A 19,568-nucleotide genomic window follows, 5' to 3' on the forward strand; every position below is an offset into this window, starting at 1 on the left:
AAAAGTTAATACAAAGTATTATTTAAGTAACAACGCAAGTTTAATATTTCACCCCGGAGAGTGAATAAGCATTCGCCTGGTTTAATTAACTAGAAAATTTGATCCGAGCCAGTGTTTTACTCGGCAATAGTTGCAACACAATCACAACGCACACAAAAGACAAAAGTGTGACCATTATCACAAAATAACGGTCTAAACACTTGTTTCAATCTGGCGTTTTTACGCCGCAGGCACATAAACACGCCACCATTAACAAATCCGCCGACCTGAGCCTTAAATGAATAAGGATGCTGAGCGATGATTAGACTTGCTTGTTACAATATTTTACAAACGCGCAGAAAAGCAGCGTTAGTTAACTTATCTCTCTACCTAGCTTCCACCCCGTTCAATTAAATCAATCACTGACTTAACGCATTTAATTTTAAGGAGTAACTAAGTGCGGAGTTAATAAATCGGATATAAATCAAACTTCAATTTAAATGCACTCAATCTTTGTGGTAAATTAACAAAATCACCAACAAGTAGGCTTATTAAATTATATAAGTGTAATACTTTGTATCTTTTATTCCCTTAACGGGAACTCTTTTAGCTTAAATTTCAAACGAAATAATACTGAAAAAGGATTCAGGAGTAGCTAGACAGCAACCGACTCGAATCACCGACCTGATTGCATAGAAATTCGAGTGCGTCCCATGCAACGACAGAGTGACAGCAGCAAGATCATGACGCTCACGGCACACTCATGAAGACGTTATATTAGCGCCTTAGATTAAAGGCTTTGATTGAAGGTGTTGATTGAATGCTTTGATTGAAAGCTTTGATTAAAGGCTTTGATTAAATGTTCAGACAGGGAGCTACTGAGTAGACAGCAAAACAGTCGCATGTAGAGCCAATAGGTGACAACAAAAAAGCGCAGTCTTTCGACCACGCTTTTTAACGCTCAACTCACTAATGTGAAAAATAATAACCGTTCGCCTAGCGATTATTCCGGCTGGATCAGGTTGAAGTGCTGATAGGCTCTCGCCGTCGCGATACGCCCTCTTGGGGTGCGCTGGATGAAGCCTTGCTGGATCAGAAAGGGTTCGAGCACATCTTCGATAGTCTCACGCTCTTCGCCGATGGCCGCGGCCAGGTTATCCAGGCCCACAGGGCCGCCCATAAACTTATCTATGATGGCCAGCAGCAGCTTACGGTCCATATAATCGAAGCCTTCGACATCCACATCCAGCATATCCAAAGCGCTCTCGGCGACCACCTTGTTGACCTCGCCATCGTGCTTCACCTCGGCGTAGTCTCGCACCCGTCTAAGCAAACGGTTAGCGATACGCGGCGTGCCGCGAGAACGTCTGGCGACCTCTACCGCGCCTTCTTGATCGATCGGCAGCTCAAGCACCTTGGCCGAGCGCGTGACAATACTGCTAAGATCTTTGACGTTATAGAACTCGAGACGCAGGGGGATGCCAAAACGGGCACGCAGCGGCGATGTCAGTGCGCCGGCGCGAGTAGTTGCACCAATCAGGGTAAAGGGAGGCAGCTCAAGCTTAATGGAGCGCGCCGCCGGGCCCTCGCCTATCATGATATCCAGCTGATAGTCTTCCATCGCCGGGTAGAGGATCTCCTCCACCACAGGGCTAAGTCTGTGGATCTCGTCGATGAAGAGCACGTCACCGGCCTCGAGATTGGTAAGCAGGGCCGCGAGATCACCCGCCTTCTCCAGCACAGGGCCCGAGGTGGACTTGATGTTAACCCCCATCTCGTTGGCGACGATCATGGCGAGCGTGGTCTTACCCAGGCCTGGAGGTCCGTAGATCAACATATGATCAAGGGCCTCGCCGCGCTTCTGCGCCGCCTCGATAAACACCTTGAGCTGGGCTCTGGTATCGTCCTGGCCCGTGTACTCATCCAGCAGCTTAGGACGCATCGCCCTATCTATCTGCTCGTCCCGCTCCTCTGTGCCTTGGGGCTGGGCGTGAACTAACCTATCGGCTTCAATCATCTATTTCTCACTCTGAGCGCTAGAGCATCGATTTCAGCGATGCCTTGATCAAGGTTTCTGAATCCATGCCCTCTTCGAAGACACTGGACACCGCCTTACTGGCCTGTGCCGGCTTATATCCTAACGCCAAAAGCGCCGAGATGGCATCTTCTTCGGCAGTGTTAACCACAGGCGCAGGAGTATAGTTAGACTGCAACACAAACTCGCGCTCGTTGCCATGGGACGCTTCCATCAGGCTCTTAAGCTTGTCGCGCATCTCAACCAACAGACGCTCCGCAGTCTTCTTGCCGACACCCGGCAGCTTAACCAGGGTTGCGATATCGTCATGCTCGACGCATTTCACAAATTCGCCCGCCGTCATGCCAGAGAGTATGGTCAGTGCCAGCTTAGGACCGACGCCATTGGTCTTGATCAGCAGCCTGAACAGCGCCCTCTCCTGCTTGGTGATGAAACCGTACAGCAGCTGGGCATCTTCACGCACCACGAAGTGGGTGTAGATCACCGCCTCTTGGTTTAATTCTGGCAATTCGTAAAAACTGGTGAGCGGCATCTGCACCTCATAGCCGACACCGCCAGTTTCAATCAGCACCTCGGGCGCCTGCTTCTCGACGAGTAATCCCCGTAAACGACCTATCATCTATATCTTCCGTAAGTTCTCACGCTAGCCTTACCGCCCATGGCGATAAGACTCTGATATGTGTGGAAATGGCACAGGGCAACGCCTAACGCATCGGCTGCATCGGCCTGTGGCGCCGCCGGCAACTTGAGGATCTGTTGCACCATGTGCTGTACCTGACTCTTCTGCGCCCGTCCCGTGCCGACTACGGCATTCTTGATCTGGGTCGCCGAATATTCGGCCACCGGCAATTGAGCATTGGTGGCGGCGACGATGGCCGCCCCCCGCGCCTGACCGAGCTTTAACGCCGAATCGGCATTCTTCGCCAGAAACACCCGCTCGATGGCAAATTCGTCCGGCTGGTATTGGCGAATGATCTCGCTTATCCCGTCGAAAATCACCTTGAGCCGGGAAGGCAGATCATCGGATTGGGTACGAATACAGCCGCTGCCCAGGTAGATCTGCTGCCTGCCCTGGCACTGGATCACCCCATAGCCTGTGATCCGCGAGCCGGGATCCACCCCCAAGATTATCGGCATAGTCTGCCTATTCGAGGCTGGCTAAGATCTCATCGGAGATCTCGGCATTATGATAGACCTCTTGTACATCGTCGTGATCTTCAAGGTTATCGATGAGACGCAGGAATTTAGGCGCCGTCTCGGCATCCAGCTCAGCCTTAGTCGATGGCACCATGGTCACCTCGGCGTTAACCGCGTCGAGACCGGCGGCATCCAGTGCATCCTTAACCGTACCAAAGGCCTCAGGCGTGGTGTAGACATCGATAGAGGTATCATCATTGGTCACCACATCTTCGGCGCCGGCGTCGAGCGCCGCATCCATGATGGTGTCTTCATCGCTGCCTTCGGCGTAAGAGATCACGCCACGCTTCTCGAACAGATAAGCTACAGAGCCATCTGTGCCTAGGTTACCGCCCGACTTGCTAAAGGCGTTACGCACGCCTGAAACGGTACGGTTACGGTTGTCTGTCATGGTCTCGACCATCACGGCGGTGCCGCCCGGACCATAACCTTCATACATGATGGTTTCTAGCACCTGACCGTCTAGCTCACCGGCGCCGCGCTTGATGGCGCGCTCGACCGTGTCGCGGGTCATGTTATTTGACAGCGCCTTATCGATTGCCGCCCTGAGTCTCGGGTTTGAATCGGGATCCGAGCCGCCTTCTCTGGCCGCTACCGTGAGTTCGCGAATGAATTTGGTGAAGAGTTTACCGCGTTTGGCGTCTTGTGCCGCCTTGCGGTGCTTGATGTTGGCCCATTTACTGTGACCGGCCATAGGGACTCCTTATTCGAGTTTGCCTCGAAAAAGCCGAGCAAGATGCTCGGCTTATTGGTTCAATCTTGATCTATTCCTGCTCTTTTTTCGCTTCCACTACACTCACCCCAAGCTCCTCGAGCTGTACCGGGTTAGCAAAGCCAGGGGCGTTGGTGAGCGGACAGGCTGCCGTGGTGGTCTTAGGGAAAGCCATCACGTCGCGAATCGAGCTGGCACCTGTCATCAGCATCACCATACGGTCGAGGCCGAATGCCAAACCTGCGTGTGGCGGCGTACCATACTTGAGGGCCTCTAGCAGGAAGCCAAACTTCTCTTGGGCTTCCTCATCGTTAATCCCCAGGATTCTGAACACGGCCGACTGCATCTCGGCGTCGTAGATACGTACCGAGCCACCGCCCAGTTCACAACCGTTAAGTACCATGTCATAGGCGTCAGAGATGGCCGCCGTTGGATCCGCTTCCAGCTCGGCTGGCGTGATACCACTCGGCGCAGTGAACGGGTGGTGCATGGCATGCAGGCCACCGTCAGAGGTGCGCTCGAACATTGGGAAGTCAACCACCCATAGCGGTTTCCAGTCGCCTTGAAGCAGATCGAAATCTTCACCTACCTTGAGACGCAGCGCGCCCATGGCTTCGGCTACTATGTTCGCCTTGTCGGCACCGAACAGGATTAGGTCACCGTTGGCCGCACCTGTGCGCTCCAGGATCCCCTTAACCACCTCTTCGCTTAAGAACTTAAGCACTGGTGACTGAATGCCTTCCAGGCCGTTCTCCAGCTCGTTGACCTTCATCCACGCCAAGCCTTTGGCGCCATAGATGTTGACATACTTGCCATACTCATCGAGCTGCTTACGTGACAGGCTAGCGCCGCCCGGCACACACAGCACGGCAACACGGCCTTCACTGTCGTTGGCTGGCTCCTGGAACACCTTGAAGTCGACATCTTTAACCAGGTCGGCTACATCGACCAGCTCCAGCGGGTTACGCAGATCTGGTTTGTCTGAGCCGTAACGGCGCATCGCTTCGGCGAAAGTCATCTTAGGGAACTCGCCCAGGTCGACGTTCAGCAGCTCTTTAAACAGGCCGCGTACCATCTCTTCAGTCTTGTCCATCACCTGCGCTGAGGTCATGAAAGAGGTTTCGATATCGATCTGGGTAAATTCAGGCTGACGGTCGGCGCGTAAGTCTTCGTCGCGGAAACATTTCACGATCTGGTAGTAACGGTCGAAGCCAGACATCATCAGCAGCTGTTTAAACAGCTGTGGTGATTGTGGCAGCGCGAAGAACTGGCCCTTGTAGGTACGGCTAGGCACCAGATAGTCCCTGGCACCTTCTGGGGTTGCCTTGGTCAGAATTGGGGTCTCGATATCGAGGAAGCCGTTACCGTCGAGGAAACGACGCACGGCGCTGGTCACCTTAGAGCGGAAGATGATGCGCTCGGCCATCTCTGGGCGACGCAGATCCAGGTAGCGATACTTAAGACGCTGCTCTTCGGTGTTGTGTTGATTTTTGTCCATGTTGATCGGCAGTGCCGGTGCGCTGTTGAGAATGGTCAGGGCCTTACCCAGCACCTCAATCTCACCTGTGCGCATCTGATCGTTGATCTGGCTGTCGGGACGCGCGCGTACCAGGCCTTTAACCTGAACACAGAACTCGCTGCGCAGTGTGCTGGCGACATCGAATACCTCTGGCAGATCAGGATCATATACTACCTGAATCACGCCTTCACGGTCGCGCAAATCCAGAAAAACCACGCCGCCGAGATCGCGACTGCGGTTTACCCAACCTACGAGAGTAACTTCTTCCCCAACATGAGACCGATTAACGTCTCCACAATAATGACTGCGCATCTAACACTTTCCTTTCATCCGTCAAGGCCGTGCTTGAGGATATTCAATACATGACAAAAGCGGCATTATAGTGAAATATTGCCGATTTCAAAACAACTTCATCCGCTTAAAATGAAGTAAACCTTTGGGTTGGATAAATATCCATCAAATCCTGAACTGGGGTCACAGATCAGGCACTCTGGTAACAGCGCCCGCCCTGTTTCACCGCCCGCGACATCAGCTTGTCGGCGGTCTTGAGTAGCTCCACCACAGTATCGCCATCGCTTGGGAACATGGCCACCCCTATGCTGACCGATAGTGCCACATCCAGGCCGTTGATCGCAAAGGGGGCGCTAAAGCCACCGACTATGCCATCGGCCACCTGGCACACGGTATCGAGATCTTTGCTGCGATTAAGCACCATCACAAATTCGTTGCCGCCGAAACGCGCCAGGGTATCAGACTTACGCACCGCAGACTTGAGGCGCTGCGCGCCCTTGGCCAATACCCTGTCGCCCACCTGATGGCCATAGGTCTGGTTGATCTCACGCATGTTATCGAAGCTGATAAAGAGTACGGCAAAGGGCTGCATCTCGCGGCGATGTATGAGCACAGACTGCTGCAATCTGTCATCGAGCAGGCTGCGATTCGGCAAACCGGTGAGTGCATCGAACTGCCCTGCCCGCGTCAGCTCATGGGCAAGCTCCTTGGCCGCCGCCAGGCGGCTACGCTGAGCGCGCCAAATAAGATAGACAAACACCACAAAGCTGAGTAGCGCCAGAAGATAGAAGGCGCTCTGATAGTTGACCCAAGTCTTCCAACTGCTAGGTTCCTCTTTTACCCAGTGCTGATAAATCTCCTCTTGCCGCTCTGGGGTGATCTGGGCGATGGCCTGATCCCACAGGGGCACCAGCGCAGCAAACTTAGGGCTCAGGGCGAAATGGCTCTGCTGCTGGGAAAAGTCCGCCAGCACAGACATCTTAAGTGCCTTGTAGTCTGACTCCTTAAGCACCATAGCCATGTTGATCACCTTCTCGATGAAGGCATCGGCCTTGCCCTGGGCCACCGCATCGACGCCGGCGCGGCTGTTGGGCACGATCACCAGCTCGATTCCGAGCGCCTTGTTCATCAGATTGGCGATGAGATGATACCCCTCGACAATCGCCAGACGCTTACCACTCATCTGACTCAGGTTAAACACAGTCACCTGACTGAGGTTAGTCACCAGGCCCCAGGGCGATGGCCAATAGGGGGTGGTAAAGAGCATCTCCCGTTCCCGCTCTGGCGTGTGAGCGACGCTGCCGACGATATCGATTTCGCCTTGTTTAAGTGCTTCTAGCAGGCTGCTCCAGCGATCGAACGGTACACCCTCTATGGTTAAGCCCAGCTGCTCGGCGACCCAGTGGCTGATCTCGCTGTTGATCCCCATAAACTCACCGGACGGCCCCTGATACTCCATGGGCGCCCAGGCGGCAAGGTAGCCCACTTTAAGCGTGCCCAGGCTGTCTAGATAACGGCGCTGCTCCTCAGTGATAGCGAGCGGATTAAGCAAAGACTGCACGCTCCTGTCGTCTCTATCCAAGATCCATTTATTCTCTATCGCGGCGAGCTCGGCATTGCTGATCAGGCGAAAGCCCGCCGCAATACGCTGAGCCAGTCCCTTGTCCTCATTGCGGGTCAAGGCGTAGATGTCTGTGGTGAAGGCCAGCTTGCGATACTGGTGAAAGTCAGACCAGGATTCAGCCCGCAGCAGATAGTGCTGGGTCCAAGCCGATGCCGCCACGAAGGCGGCGATATGCCCCTGCTGGGCGGCCTGGATCATCTGGGTCACATCGGTATAGAGCTTGAGCTCGGAGTTTGGCAACGCCTGCTTGAGTTTATCCAGATAAGGCGCGGTGGGAACGGCGCCGACACGCTTACCCTTTAGCTCATCCAGACTATTGATGGCCTTACCATAACTGAACAGACGACTCTTCACCTGATAGGTGCGCCAGGCACGGGTGAGATTGGTCTTCATGGTATCGCTTTCGGGATAGCCCACATGGATATCGGCGCGGTGAAACTTGAGTTCATCCAGGCCATCTTCCATAGCGGCCGGGCGAAACTCCACCTCTATCCCCGTCTTCTTAGACCAGAGCTTCCAGATGTCGATATAGAGGCCGTGTGGCTCGCCATCGCCGCCGGTATCGACAAAGGGTTGGATACCTGTCGTGGTGGCAATCACTAAGGTGTTGGCGTCATGGCTAAAACCTAGCCAACGCTTGTCTATCTCGGCGCGGCTGGTTTGACTCAAGCGGTCGAACCCGCGGTTGATCTCTGTGATAAGGTCCAGCCGTCCCTTGCTGACGGCGGGCACCAGCGCCGTCTTCTTGATAAGCAAACGATTATCTAGGGGAAACTCTTCCAGAACGGCGCGGCTAACGGCGTTATCCTTTAAGTAGCCTTCCATGCCGGCAAAGACATCCACTTCGCCTGCCACCACACCGCGGAGCAGTTCGGCGCGGCTATTGTAGTAGCGGTAACTTAATCCGTTAACTTGCTGATTGAGAATGGACTCATGGGATGAGCCGGTCACTATGCCGATGCGATAGGGCTGAAGATCGCTAAAACTCTTCTTACCCTTTAGCGTGTTGCGCACATAGAGATAGGTACTGACATAGGCGATGGGCGCCGCGAAATCGAAATCTTTATCCCGCTCCTTGGTGATCCCAAGGCCAATATGGATATCGGCATCCCCCTGCGCCAGCTGTTTCAAGGAGTCCTGCCAATGACGGGCGACAAATACAACGGGCACCTGAGTCTGAGACGACCACTCACGCCAGAGATCCACCAAGACCCCCTTGACATCGCCATTCTCATCGACGAACTGATAAGGGTAGCTGTCCTCCCCCATTACCAAGACTAGCGGGGCTTGCTGCTCTTCTGCAGACACCTGAAAACTAAGCATTAAACTCAGCGTCAACGCGGCAGTTCCCATAACAAAACGGGCTATCATAAGGGGCGCAAAGACTATGCATGCCGACAGGAGACGTCGCCAGGCAACATAGGCCGAAGCAAAACAGTGTAGTGATGTCAAAGGTAGGTCCCAGTTTCTATTATCATTTTTATATCAAGCCAAGCTATCACTTGTTCTAAAAACAGTCCCTTATAAAAAGGGCTTATAAAAGGCAGCTTATATTACAAGCTGGCTACAAAAAATAACCTTAGCATCCCTGCGTCGAGCGCAAAGTCACCGCGCTGTAAAATATATGTTGTTATTAGGATATTAGACAGAATTTTATTCCTAATTACCAGTACCAGACTTGCTGCGAACTGTTATCATTAGCTAGAATGAAATATTGAATTTACTCAAAAAACTCTGATGAACTCAACTCAAGATACTATTTACGCGCAGGCCTGTGAACATATCAGTGACTTTCAATTCGACGATAGAGTCGCAGGCGTCTTTAGCGATATGATCCGCCGTTCTGTTCCCGGCTATGGACAGATCATCAACACCTTAGGCGATTTCGCCGACAAATGTGTCACACCTAATAGCAAGATATATGATTTGGGCTGCTCTTTGGGTGCGGCCACCCTTAGCGTACGTCGCCGCATCGAAGGTCGCGGATGTGAGATCATCGCCGTCGACAACAGCGAATCTATGATCGAGCGCTGTAAACAGAACCTCAGCGCCTATGTCAGCGAAACCCCGGTCGACCTTATCTGCGCCGATATACGCGATATCGAGATCCAAGATGCCTCCATGGTGATCTTAAACTTCACCATGCAGTTTTTGGCCCCGGAAGACAGACAGACGCTGATCGCCAAGATCTATCAGGGACTCAAACCCGGCGGCATTCTGGTGCTGTCAGAGAAATTAGTGTTCGAAGACGAGCCGGTGCAGCATCTTCTGGACGAGCTACACCTCGACTTTAAGCGCGCCAACGGCTATAGCGAGCTTGAGATCAGCCAAAAGCGCAGCTCGCTCGAGCATGTAATGAAGCCAGACACCCTGCCCCAGCATCAGCAAAGGCTTAAAGCCCAGGGCTTTAGCCATTTCAGCGTCTGGTTCCAATGTTTTAATTTCGCATCTATGGTGGCCATCAAGTGATCAGCTTCAGCTCCTTTTATCAACAAATTGCCGACTCCAATCTTCAACATTGGTTAGAAGAGCTGCCGGCCATCCTCGGCCAGTGGCAACGTGAACATAAGCATGGCAACCTACCCAAGTGGGAGAAGGTGCTCAATAAGTTGCACTATCCTGCGCCGGACAGAATCGATTTCACCACTAGGGTAGAGGTGGGCAGCGGCGATCAGCTCAGCAAGGGACAGCAGGAAAAACTCAAGAACCTGCTTAAACTCTTCTGCCCCTGGCGCAAGGGCCCCTTCGATCTGCATGGCATCCATATCGACACCGAGTGGCGCTCAGATTGGAAGTGGGAGCGAGTTCAGCCCCATATCTCACCACTGAAGAATCGCACCGTACTCGATGTCGGCTGTGGCAGCGGCTATCACATGTGGCGTATGCTGGGTGACGGCGCTAAACGCGTCGTGGGTATCGACCCCTCGCCGCTGTTTCTGTGTCAATTTGAGGCGGTAAAACGCCTAGCGGGCAATGATCACCCAGTGCACCTGCTGCCTCTGGGCATAGAGCAGCTGCCGCCGTTGGATGCCTTCGACACCGTCTTCTCCATGGGCGTGCTCTATCACAGACGCTCCCCCATAGATCACCTGCTGCAACTGAGGGATCAACTGAGAACCGGCGGTGAACTCGTGCTCGAGACCTTAGTGGTCGATGGCGATGAAAATACCGTACTGGTCCCAGGGGAGCGCTACGGCAAGATGAACAACGTCTGGTTCCTGCCGTCGGCCAAGGCGCTGGAAGCCTGGCTAAAGAAGGCGGATTTTGTCGATGTACGCTGCGTCGATATCGATGTGACTTCACTTGCAGAACAGCGCAGCACAGAATGGATGCCTAATGAGTCCTTGGTGGACTACCTGGATCCTAACGATGTCAGCCTGACGGTTGAGGGGTATCCGGCGCCCAAACGCGCCACTTTTATCGCCGTTAAGAATCAACCCAACAAAGATTTGGTTTAAACAAAAATAGTAAACGGGAAGCACTATGTTAAAACAGATGACCACTCTCGCCCTGGTAACCAGCCTGGTAGGCTGCGCAGCCACCCAAGATCCTAAGCAGCCCGCGCCTGTCGATGTCGACACCTTTAATGCCAGCCTGAGCGAGCAGAAGAGCGAGCTAGTCACCCTGATAAGCACCAGCCAAAGCGAGCAGCAGGCGGCGCTGACTTCCCTGTCTGCCCAGCTGGAGCAGCTGTCCAAGCAGGTGGCGGCCGTCAAATCCCAACCCGAGAAGCAGGTGGTGCAGGTCCCTATGCAGTGCGACCCATCCCCAATCGGTGACAAGTTTATCCTGGGCGCGGTTGAACACGTCTATGTCGATGAGATCAAGGCAGGCTTCGAGACCCGTATCGACACCGGCGCCGAATCTTCATCACTGGATGCCCACAACATCATACTGTTCGAGCGTAATGGCAAGCAGTGGGTGCGCTTCGATGTCTTCACTCAAGGCGCCGATAAACCATCACAGACCTTCGAGTCTAAGGTCGAGCGCTTCGTTCGCATCAAGCAAGATGCCGATGATAAGAATGACAGACGCCCGGTGATCCATGCCCATCTACAGATTGGCAATTACAAGGCGGAAACCGATCTCAACCTGGTCGATCGTAGTCACCTCGACTATCAGCTGCTGCTGGGACGTAAGTTTATGCAAGACATTGCCGTCGTCGATGTAGGACAGACTTTTGTGCACGGTAAGAACAATCCATCAAAAACAGCCAAATAATAGGATGTAAATTCGATGCACTCTAAAAAACCTTTTTATATCTTAGTGGCCCTGCTGTTTATCGCAGGCATTGCCGCCAGCGTCTATCGCGGCATAGAACACAATGTCCCCTTCCTCCCAGGCGAGCAGGTACAGAGCTGGGCCGTGGATGCCAAGGTGAGCTTCCAGGGCACAGGCGAGCCTGCCGAGGTGACCTTCTCGCTGCCCAAGGATCCTGCCTTTGAGATCTTAGCGGAAAACGCGACCTCTCCAGGCTACGGCTTGTCAGCCACAGAGGATGACACAGGCCGTCAGGTCACCTGGTCGACCCGCGAGGCGATCGGTCAGCAAGATCTCTACTATAAGGTCACCCTGGTACCGACCGGCAAGAATGAGATCCCGGCAGACAAAGAACCCGACGCGCCGCAGGCCTACAACTGGCCCGCCACAGAGAAGGCCGCCGCCGAGCAAGTGATGAGCGAGATCTGGTCGCGCAGCGCCACTAACCTGTCGTTTGCTCAGCAGCTTAACAAGAGCTTCAATGCTACAGAGCGTAGCCAGAACCTTGAGCTACTGCTGACCAGTAACTCCCGCGCCGAGCTGTTTATCCACATGCTCAACAGCAAGGGGATCCCGGCGAAGAAAGTCAGCGGTCTGTTTTTAGAAGATCAACGTCGTCGTCAGCAGCTGACCAACTATGTTGAGGTCTATCATCAGGGTCAGTGGATCATCTTCAATCCCAACGATGGTACCCAAGGACGCCCTGACAACCTGCTTATCTGGGACAGAACCGCCAAGTCGACTCTGGACGTAGTAGGCGGCGTTAACTCTCAGGTTAACTTCTCCATGTTGCAAGACACCCGCTCGGCGCTCGCCACCTCTATCGACATGCTGAAGAATAAGAATGCCTTGGACTTCTCCCTCTATCAGCTGCCGCTGGAAGAGCAGAGCCTGTTTAAGGGTATATTGCTGATCCCTATCGGCGTGCTTATGGTGGTGTTCCTGAGGGTGATTATCGGTATCAAGACCTCGGGTACCTTCATGCCCGTGCTGATCGCCCTGGCCTTTATTCAAACCACACTGCTGACCGGCCTTGTCGGCTTCCTGCTGATCGTCGCCTTCGGCCTGATGATCCGCTCCTATCTGTCGGATCTCAACCTCTTGCTGATCTCACGGATCTCCGCGGTGATCATTGTGGTGATCGGCATCATAGGCCTGTTTACCCTGCTCTCTTATAAGTTCGGTTTGAGCGAGGGGCTCACCATCACCTTCTTCCCGATGATCATCCTGGCATGGACCATCGAGCGTATGTCGATTCTCTGGGAAGAGGAAGGCGCCAAAGAGGTAATGGTTCAGGGCGGCGGCAGCCTGTTTGTTGCTACCTTAGCCTACCTGGCCATGAGCGCTACCTGGGTACAACACTGGGTATTTAACTTCCTGGGTATCCACTTGGTGATCCTGGCAACTGTGCTCCTGATGGGCCAATACACAGGTTATAAGTTATTGGAACTTAGACGCTTTAGACCTTTAGCGGGAGAATAACTATGCTGTTTGCAAAGCCCCGAAAGCTGAAGGAAAACGGCGTACTTGGCATGAACAAGCGCAACATCGACTACATAGGTCGCTATAACCCGCGCAAGTTCTACAAGCGAGTGGATGACAAGCTCACCACCAAGCAGTTGGCCCTGGCGAACGATATCGCCGTGCCGGCGCTTATCGGCACCGTCTGTCAGCAACATGAGATCATGCACATTCCCGAGATGGTCAACAACCGTGACGGTTTCGTGATCAAGCCGTCGCAGGGCTCGGGCGGTAAAGGGATCTTGGTGATCACTAAAGTGGAAAATGGCCACTATTTCAAGCCTAACGGTCACGAGGTGACCCCAAGCGAGATCGACCGCCATATCTCTAACATCTTGAGCGGCCTCTTCTCCCTGGGCGGCAAGCCAGATGTGGCCATCGTTGAGGGACTCATCGAATTCGACCCCGTATTCGACGGCTACTCTTTCGAAGGGGTGCCCGACATTCGTTTGATCGTTTTCAAGGGCTTCCCTGTAATGGGCATGCTCAGGCTATCCACTGCAGCGTCCGACGGTAAGGCTAACCTGCACCAAGGCGCCGTAGGTGTCGGCCTGGATATCGGCACAGGCCGTGGCCTGCATGCGGTGCAGTTTGACCGTCCGCTCGACCTACATCCGGATACCGACAAGAAGCTCACCGAGATCCAGGTGCCCCACTGGGACACGCTTCTGCATACGGCCTCTAAGGCCTATGAGATGAGTGAGCTGGGTTATCTGGGTACCGACATGGTGCTGGATCAGAAGCTTGGTCCTCTGCTGCTTGAGCTCAACGCCCGTCCGGGTCTGGCGATTCAAATCGCCAACGGCCAGGGCCTGCTGCCGAGGCTCAAACATGTGGAGCAGATGAAGAACAAATCTATGTCAGTGGAAGAGCGCGTCGCCTATGCTAAAACGCATTTTAGCAGTCTCCCTAGCGCTTAACTTCAGCCCGGTGGCCCAGGCCGCCTCTCCTATTACACTGCTCAGCGAGCAGTGTATCGACTATCAGGTTTCCCTGTCTCAGGCACAGGAGAGCGGCACGCCGCTCGATGCCAGTGTGCGACTCGAACGCGAGTTGATCGGTCTGTTTAACCTCAAAGACAGCGTGCGCTTCTATCGCCACTATCCTTTAAATGCCGAAGATAAAGAGGCGCTGCTTCAATGTCAGCTGCATCTGGCCGATGAGTTTGACCGCCTGGCACACGAGCCTTGGCTCCAGACCCAAAGCCAGAACTGGTCTCAAAGCGACGCGCCAGGGCTGCGCCAGTTTGGTCAGCTGCTGACGCAGCAGATTGCCGAGCAGATTGACCAGCAGCAGAAGGCAAAGATCCATACCGCCCAGGCCAGCGTCGCCCACGGCCTGAAGCAGAAAGACCTGTCGCTCAGCATAGGTCAGAGTCAGTGTCGCCTTACTGATGAAGAAACTCAGCATGCTGACCGACCAGAACAGGCCTTCGATAATTCGATAGCCAGCTACCTTATCCATCAAAAAGATGAAAGCTGTAAGCGTCAGGTGTGGCAGGCCTACCAAGTCAGGGCCAAACAGAAAAATCAGGCGGCCATCTCCCTCATCATGGCGACCAAGCAGACGATAGCGCTCGAGCATGGCGCCGACGACTATGCGAGCTGGGCGCTGAGCCATCAGCTGCTCGCCACCCCCGCACAGGTCAAACGTTTTCTGGACAGCCAGACCCAGCTAGCCCCAGCCCCCTGGACACTGGGTTCCAAGCTTGCAGTGCTTTCCAAGGTCGAGGTAACACCGCGCTCGGGTGAGCAGCTACTTGATAATATTCAGGCCGAACTTTCTCCATTCGACCTTGAATTTGAAACTGTTAACACCAATATGCTGCGGCTTTGGCATAAGGGGCGTTTGCTGGGGGATGTTTTTCTCGATCGCCCACCCAAATCCCAAATAGCAGGTTCGCAGCGAGCTAATCCGCCGTTAGGAAAACAAGAGCAACCCCCAACAGAGAAAGCGCAGGCGGTAACACTTAAGACGCAGGCGCATAAGGAACATAAGGCTCAGTTGAGCCCCCTGAGACAAACCGTAGTCGGGCAGCAATTTGGTCAGCTGACCCTGACCCTACCAGATCAGCTAAATGATTATCGCGGTCAGGAACAGCTTATCGCAGCGGTGGCCGAGATGGTTTCTCGCCTGCTCACCGGTGGGCGCTACTATCTCAACAACACCTTAGGCGATGGCCAGGCGATCGCCAGTCTCTGGCTGAATCAATATCTGAGCCAACAGCTGCTACCCGAGTTGCCATCCAATAGCCGCGAAGCCGAGCTTAAGGCCTTCTCCAAGCAGCTCAAGGTGTTTCGCAGCAAGCTGGCTTTGTCTTCGTATCAAACCTTCGAGAATCGACTCTACCGGGATCTCAGCCAGGAGTTTGGTGCCAGTTTTGGCGCGCCCTGGACAGGTGCTGATGACGCCCTCTACAGTTTTACCGGTGTGGTGACTCAAGGCCCGCTGTATTACCTCACGCTATGGCATCAGCGCCTGGCGGAGCAGATCTTGAGTGACGCTCAGCTGGAGGCAACAAGCGTTTTTGAACTCCTTCTCATCAACGAGCAGCAACAGCCCCTTGATGAGCAACTCACCGCAATTTTTGGCAGCGCGCAATCTGTCGCCACCATCCTAGAAAGGAGCCAACATGATCAACCTAAGCCCGTACACTAGAATCTTTGGGGCACTCGCACTCACCTCCGCCCTGCTACTCCCTAGCCTGCCAGCCTCGGCTAAGACGACAGCATCACTGGACGCACAGGGCGTCAAACAGGCGATCCAACAAAACCTGGAAGATAACCTCTACCAGCTGCCGCCAAGGGTGCAGGGACATTACGGCATCCGCCTCTATCGCATGACGGGCGATGACAAGTATGCCAATGCGGCCCTGGTCGATCTATACGCCGTCACCGAATCTCAGGCCTTCTACGCCTGTCAGCTGGATAAACCGGGTTTTATCGAGCAAGAAGCTCAGGCCGCCATCGACGTGCTGGGTAAGGGCCCAAGAGCCAAGGCGCGCAAGAAGGCGCTGGCTCCCTTCCCCGAGTTTCTCTTCTATACCGACGTGCTACTAAGGTTCTCAAGCCGCATCGACGAGTTTGGTCTACAAGGTCCCTGCCACGACAAGTTGGTCAAGGCGCTAAAGGCGACCGATCTTAAACGCGGGCTCACCGACAAGGCGATGATCGAGGCCTGGGCGGCGCAGCTGGTGAACTATGTATACTGGGCGAAGCAGCTAGGTGTGGGTGATTATGTGCAGGAGTATAAGGACGGCTTCAATCGCGTCTATCCTCAGAGTCGAGACGCCAAACTCGATAAGAAGCAGTTTCGCAATAAGATCTACGGCATGACACACTTTATCTTTGCCGCCAGCGAGTATTATCAGCATCCAGTCGATAGAGCGGAATTTGCCTGGATCTTAGATTACTTCGAGGCCAACATAGACAGGATCCTGAAAGATGCCACCGACGATATCATCGCCGAGGTGGGCATCAGCTTCCATCTGGCGGGAATGTCAGACAATCCTGTGGTGAAGAAGACCCAGGCGCACATCATGGCCGCCTTCGATCCTAAGGCACAGACCATACCCTCACCCCGTGGCAACCCAGATCTCGCCCTGGGCGAGCACCGCAACGTGTTAGCCATGATGCTGTTAGATTGGCCTAAGAGCCTGCATCAGGGGCCATATTTCCATAATCTTAAGGCGACCAAGAAATATCTGCCTAAGCTGGTCAGCATCAAGTCTGATGCTGCAAAGGAAAAAGCCGTAAAAGCAAAATCTAAAGCCGAAAAGCATTAGGAGAGTAGGAGCAGCATGAGTCAGGCAAAATCGACCTTCGAGCAGTGGCGCATCCTACAGGCGGTTGTGGACTGTGGAGGCTACGCCCAAGCGGCAGAGAAGCTCAACAAGAGTCAATCTTCCCTTAACCATGCGGTGGCCAAACTGCAGACCCAGTTGGGGGTCGCTCTGCTGGAAGTGAGGGGACGTAAGGCTTACCTTACCGAGAGCGGCGAGGTGCTGCTGCGGCGCTCTCGCCACATCACCCGCTCGGTGAGTGAGCTGGAGCAGTTAGCCAGCAATCTGGAGAAAGGGTGGGAGCCGAGCCTATTGATCTCCCGCGAGATGATCTATCCCATGGAGCATCTCATCGACGCCCTGGCCGAGTTTGAGCCTCAGGGGCGCGGCACCCGGATCACCATCTTAGATTCGGTGATCAGCGGCAGCGCAGAGCTAGTCGAGTCGGAAGCCGTGGATCTCGCCATCATAGGCGGCGCGCCGCCAAAGGGTCATCTGGCTCAGCCCCTATGTAACGTCGATTTTCACCTGGTCTGTCACCCTTCTCATCCCCTGGCGAGCATGGAGTTGCCGCTGGACGACCAAACCCTGGCTGAGCAGCTTCAGATAGTGATCAAAGATACGGGTCAGATCGCCCGCGGCGAGCTAGGTTGGCTCAAGGCGGAGCGGCGCTGGACGGTAGCAAATTTCCATGAGGCCTTGGTGGTCCTGTCCAAGGGGCTGGGCTTTTGCTGGATCCCCAGTCATCTGATCTGCGATGCCATCAAGGAAGGTCGCCTCACCCGCTTGACGCTGAAGGGCTCGAGTCATCGTCAGGTGCCGCTCAGCCTAGTTATCCCCAACCGCGATAAGCAAGGACCCGCCTCACAGTTGCTGGAGCAGTTGATCCTCAAGAATCACTCTGTCTTAGAGGGAGAAGGCGAAGGATGAGGAAGATGTTGAAGAAGCGTCAGACTCGCCCGCTTGGTAGCGCATCGACAGGGCTTCAGCGCTAAACAGAAGACCATCGGCCGCCAGAAGCTGGCGACTGATCCGCTCTATCGATTGTGAAGGGCTTCTATCATCATCTAGCGGCGAGGGGGAATCGATTCTGGCCGCAGAGATCTTGCCCTGATCATCCACACTACCGCTCACCTTTGGCGTCACTGGCTCTGGCAGCTGGCGCTGCTGCTCACTCTTACCGGCATCGATAAGCGGCTTCATCTGCTCAGGGGTGATGGCGCTTTGCTGACGCGTTTTGGCAAGCTCGGCCTTTGCCGAATTCATCTTACGCAGGGCTTCGCTGGCCACCCGGATATCTGCCATCGATGGGGTCGCAGGGGCCATCGCCGCCGCGTAGACCTGCTTCATCTTGTTCAGGGTAGCCAGGGGATCCCCAGGCACGGAGGAGATATCGATCGCCACCTCGCCATCAACCGCATATCGTCTGCCATCGCTCCCCTGTTCATACTTAAAACTTGGGCTACGCGCGAAGGTACCGCCAACGCTGGCGTGAGCCTGCTCATGGGCCCTCACCTCGGCGTCACGTCTGGACAGCTCTTTCAGCTCAGCTTCCTGGCGGGCAAGTTCAGGGGCTTGTGAGCGGCTCTCATCACTTGGTGCGTCCTTTCCCTCTTGCTTATCCGCGAAGGGGTTGTATGCCTCGCCGCGGGTTTCCTCGGCCCCACCAAAGATATCGACTACCGGCTTTTCCCCCTCAATTGCGCTGCCGCGACTAACGTCAACACCGCCTTGTCCCCCTGCTGTACTCGCATTTGGTTTGCCATTGCTACCTCGCGAACCAGGGGGTAAACCTGAGCCTGCTACTCTACCTGCCGCATCCGGAAGTGTCGAAGCGCCGTCCACCCCACCGCCATTGCCCATGCCTTTGCTCAAGCCACTGCTAAAACCAGAGCTTGCCGTTTGATTGAGTAGGCCTCCAACTCCGAGAGGCCCGCTGGAAAGGCTATATCCCCCTTGACCTGACGAACTGCCATTGAAGACAGGACGGCTCGCACTTGACCCCCTTTGTGTTGACAAGCCAGAACTTAAGTTACCAGAGGTAAGTAGACTGGTTGCACCCGAAGGCGTCGAGGATACCGCCGTGTTGGCCTTCAGGCTGGCATGTGACGTTTGATGAGAGGCTGCTGGCGTTGAAGCAGTGCTTATGGAACTTGAAGCGGTACTTTGGGAACTTGAAGCCCTATTTGAAGAAGATAAAGAAGCTGTAGAAGATGAGGAAATTGAAGAAGTTGAAGCAGAAGAAGACGGCAATGCACCGAGGCGCATCGCCGTTAAGGGGGGCGTAGTCATGGCGCCAGCCACGGCCTACACCTTGATATCTATCACTGTACCTAGGGTCTCGTTAGCGGTCTCTAATACTTCAACCGCGGCTTCCCCTTGGTTTTTCGATTCTATCGCCGAGACCAGGGCCTCAGTTTTATCTGTGGCGTTGACCGGATTGGTCGTCTCTGTGCCGCCAGCTTCACTCACCTGTGGTTGGCTGGGTTTGGCAACATCCACAGTAGCCTGAGTCAGGCCAGACTGGGCGCTCTGCAAGCCGGCCAGACCGGATGAAAAGCTCGATGGTATTTCCATAATTGATGGCCCTTTTTCATGAGTCACAGTTATGGCTAATTATTAATCAAAAGCCAAGCAAAGTACAGCATT

At 54.3% G+C, this 19,568-nt stretch carries 16 protein-coding genes; 8 read left to right on the forward strand and 8 right to left on the reverse strand.

Features of this window, described 5'->3' with window-relative positions; translation table 11 throughout:
• Positions 1–982: 982 nt before the first annotated feature.
• The 6 genes from ruvB to SHEW_RS10800 all read right to left on the reverse strand — a co-directional run bounded on the left by ruvB (position 983) and on the right by SHEW_RS10800 (position 8,680).
• Entirely contained in the window at positions 983–1,996 is a 1,014-nt protein-coding gene (ruvB, locus tag SHEW_RS10775; RefSeq protein WP_011865873.1) for a Holliday junction branch migration DNA helicase RuvB, read from the reverse strand.
• 19 nt (positions 1,997–2,015) lie between these two features.
• On the reverse strand, positions 2,016–2,633 hold the full coding sequence (gene ruvA, locus SHEW_RS10780) for a Holliday junction branch migration protein RuvA (protein ID WP_011865874.1): 618 nt from the start codon (positions 2,631–2,633) through the stop codon (positions 2,016–2,018).
• Entirely contained in the window at positions 2,630–3,151 is a 522-nt protein-coding gene (gene ruvC, locus SHEW_RS10785) for a crossover junction endodeoxyribonuclease RuvC (protein WP_011865875.1), read from the reverse strand. The genes ruvA and ruvC overlap by 4 nt, the downstream gene beginning before the upstream one ends.
• 7 nt (positions 3,152–3,158) lie before the next feature.
• Positions 3,159–3,905 carry a YebC/PmpR family DNA-binding transcriptional regulator gene (locus SHEW_RS10790; protein ID WP_011865876.1) on the reverse strand — a complete coding sequence of 249 codons (747 nt, stop codon included), beginning with the start codon at positions 3,903–3,905 and terminating at the stop codon, positions 3,159–3,161.
• A gap of 70 nt (positions 3,906–3,975) precedes the next feature.
• Positions 3,976–5,754 carry an aspartate--tRNA ligase gene (gene aspS, locus SHEW_RS10795; RefSeq protein WP_011865877.1) on the reverse strand — a complete coding sequence of 593 codons (1,779 nt, stop codon included), beginning with the start codon at positions 5,752–5,754 and terminating at the stop codon, positions 3,976–3,978.
• Between the two features lie 169 nt (positions 5,755–5,923).
• A complete protein-coding gene (locus SHEW_RS10800; RefSeq protein WP_223294704.1) occupies positions 5,924–8,680 on the reverse strand; it encodes a transporter substrate-binding domain-containing protein in 2,757 nt (918 codons plus the stop codon).
• Between the two features lie 414 nt (positions 8,681–9,094).
• Between SHEW_RS10800 and cmoA the strand changes: the two genes are divergently transcribed.
• From cmoA to SHEW_RS10840, 8 genes are read left to right on the forward strand one after another with little or no spacing between them, the layout of a single operon-like run.
• Positions 9,095–9,826 carry a carboxy-S-adenosyl-L-methionine synthase CmoA gene (gene cmoA / locus SHEW_RS10805; RefSeq protein WP_011865879.1) on the forward strand — a complete coding sequence of 244 codons (732 nt, stop codon included), beginning with the start codon at positions 9,095–9,097 and terminating at the stop codon, positions 9,824–9,826.
• Positions 9,823–10,815, forward strand: coding sequence for a tRNA 5-methoxyuridine(34)/uridine 5-oxyacetic acid(34) synthase CmoB (cmoB, locus tag SHEW_RS10810; protein WP_011865880.1), 993 nt, complete (start codon positions 9,823–9,825; stop codon positions 10,813–10,815). The genes cmoA and cmoB overlap by 4 nt, the downstream gene beginning before the upstream one ends.
• A 25-nt stretch (positions 10,816–10,840) precedes the next feature.
• The gene (locus tag SHEW_RS10815) at positions 10,841–11,578 is read left to right on the forward strand and encodes an ATP-dependent zinc protease family protein (RefSeq protein ID WP_011865881.1); all 738 of its coding nucleotides are present in this window, start codon (positions 10,841–10,843) and stop codon (positions 11,576–11,578) included.
• 15 nt (positions 11,579–11,593) lie between these two features.
• Entirely contained in the window at positions 11,594–13,099 is a 1,506-nt protein-coding gene (locus SHEW_RS10820) for an inactive transglutaminase family protein (protein WP_011865882.1), read from the forward strand.
• A gap of 2 nt (positions 13,100–13,101) precedes the next feature.
• Positions 13,102–14,058, forward strand: a complete 957-nt coding sequence (locus SHEW_RS10825; RefSeq protein WP_011865883.1) for an alpha-L-glutamate ligase-like protein — start codon at positions 13,102–13,104, stop codon at positions 14,056–14,058.
• Complete coding sequence (locus SHEW_RS20115; RefSeq protein ID WP_011865884.1) at positions 14,021–15,796, forward strand: hypothetical protein; 1,776 nt, start codon at positions 14,021–14,023, stop codon at positions 15,794–15,796. The genes SHEW_RS10825 and SHEW_RS20115 overlap by 38 nt, the downstream gene beginning before the upstream one ends.
• Positions 15,771–16,922: a DUF3541 domain-containing protein gene (locus SHEW_RS10835; protein WP_011865885.1), complete on the forward strand. Its 1,152-nt coding sequence runs from the start codon at positions 15,771–15,773 to the stop codon at positions 16,920–16,922. The genes SHEW_RS20115 and SHEW_RS10835 overlap by 26 nt, the downstream gene beginning before the upstream one ends.
• 15 nt (positions 16,923–16,937) lie before the next feature.
• Positions 16,938–17,849: a LysR family transcriptional regulator gene (locus SHEW_RS10840; RefSeq protein WP_011865886.1), complete on the forward strand. Its 912-nt coding sequence runs from the start codon at positions 16,938–16,940 to the stop codon at positions 17,847–17,849.
• Here the strand turns inward: SHEW_RS10840 and SHEW_RS20120 are convergent.
• Together SHEW_RS20120 and SHEW_RS10850 are read right to left on the reverse strand one after the other, a co-directional pair.
• A complete protein-coding gene (locus SHEW_RS20120; protein ID WP_049766520.1) occupies positions 17,826–18,794 on the reverse strand; it encodes a putative metalloprotease CJM1_0395 family protein in 969 nt (322 codons plus the stop codon). The genes SHEW_RS10840 and SHEW_RS20120 overlap by 24 nt on opposite strands.
• A gap of 432 nt (positions 18,795–19,226) precedes the next feature.
• The gene (locus tag SHEW_RS10850) at positions 19,227–19,496 is read right to left on the reverse strand and encodes a hypothetical protein (protein ID WP_011865888.1); all 270 of its coding nucleotides are present in this window, start codon (positions 19,494–19,496) and stop codon (positions 19,227–19,229) included.
• Positions 19,497–19,568 lie beyond the last annotated feature (72 nt).

The sequence above is a fragment of the Shewanella loihica PV-4 genome (assembly GCF_000016065.1).
Lineage (GTDB): Bacteria > Pseudomonadota > Gammaproteobacteria > Enterobacterales > Shewanellaceae > Shewanella > Shewanella loihica.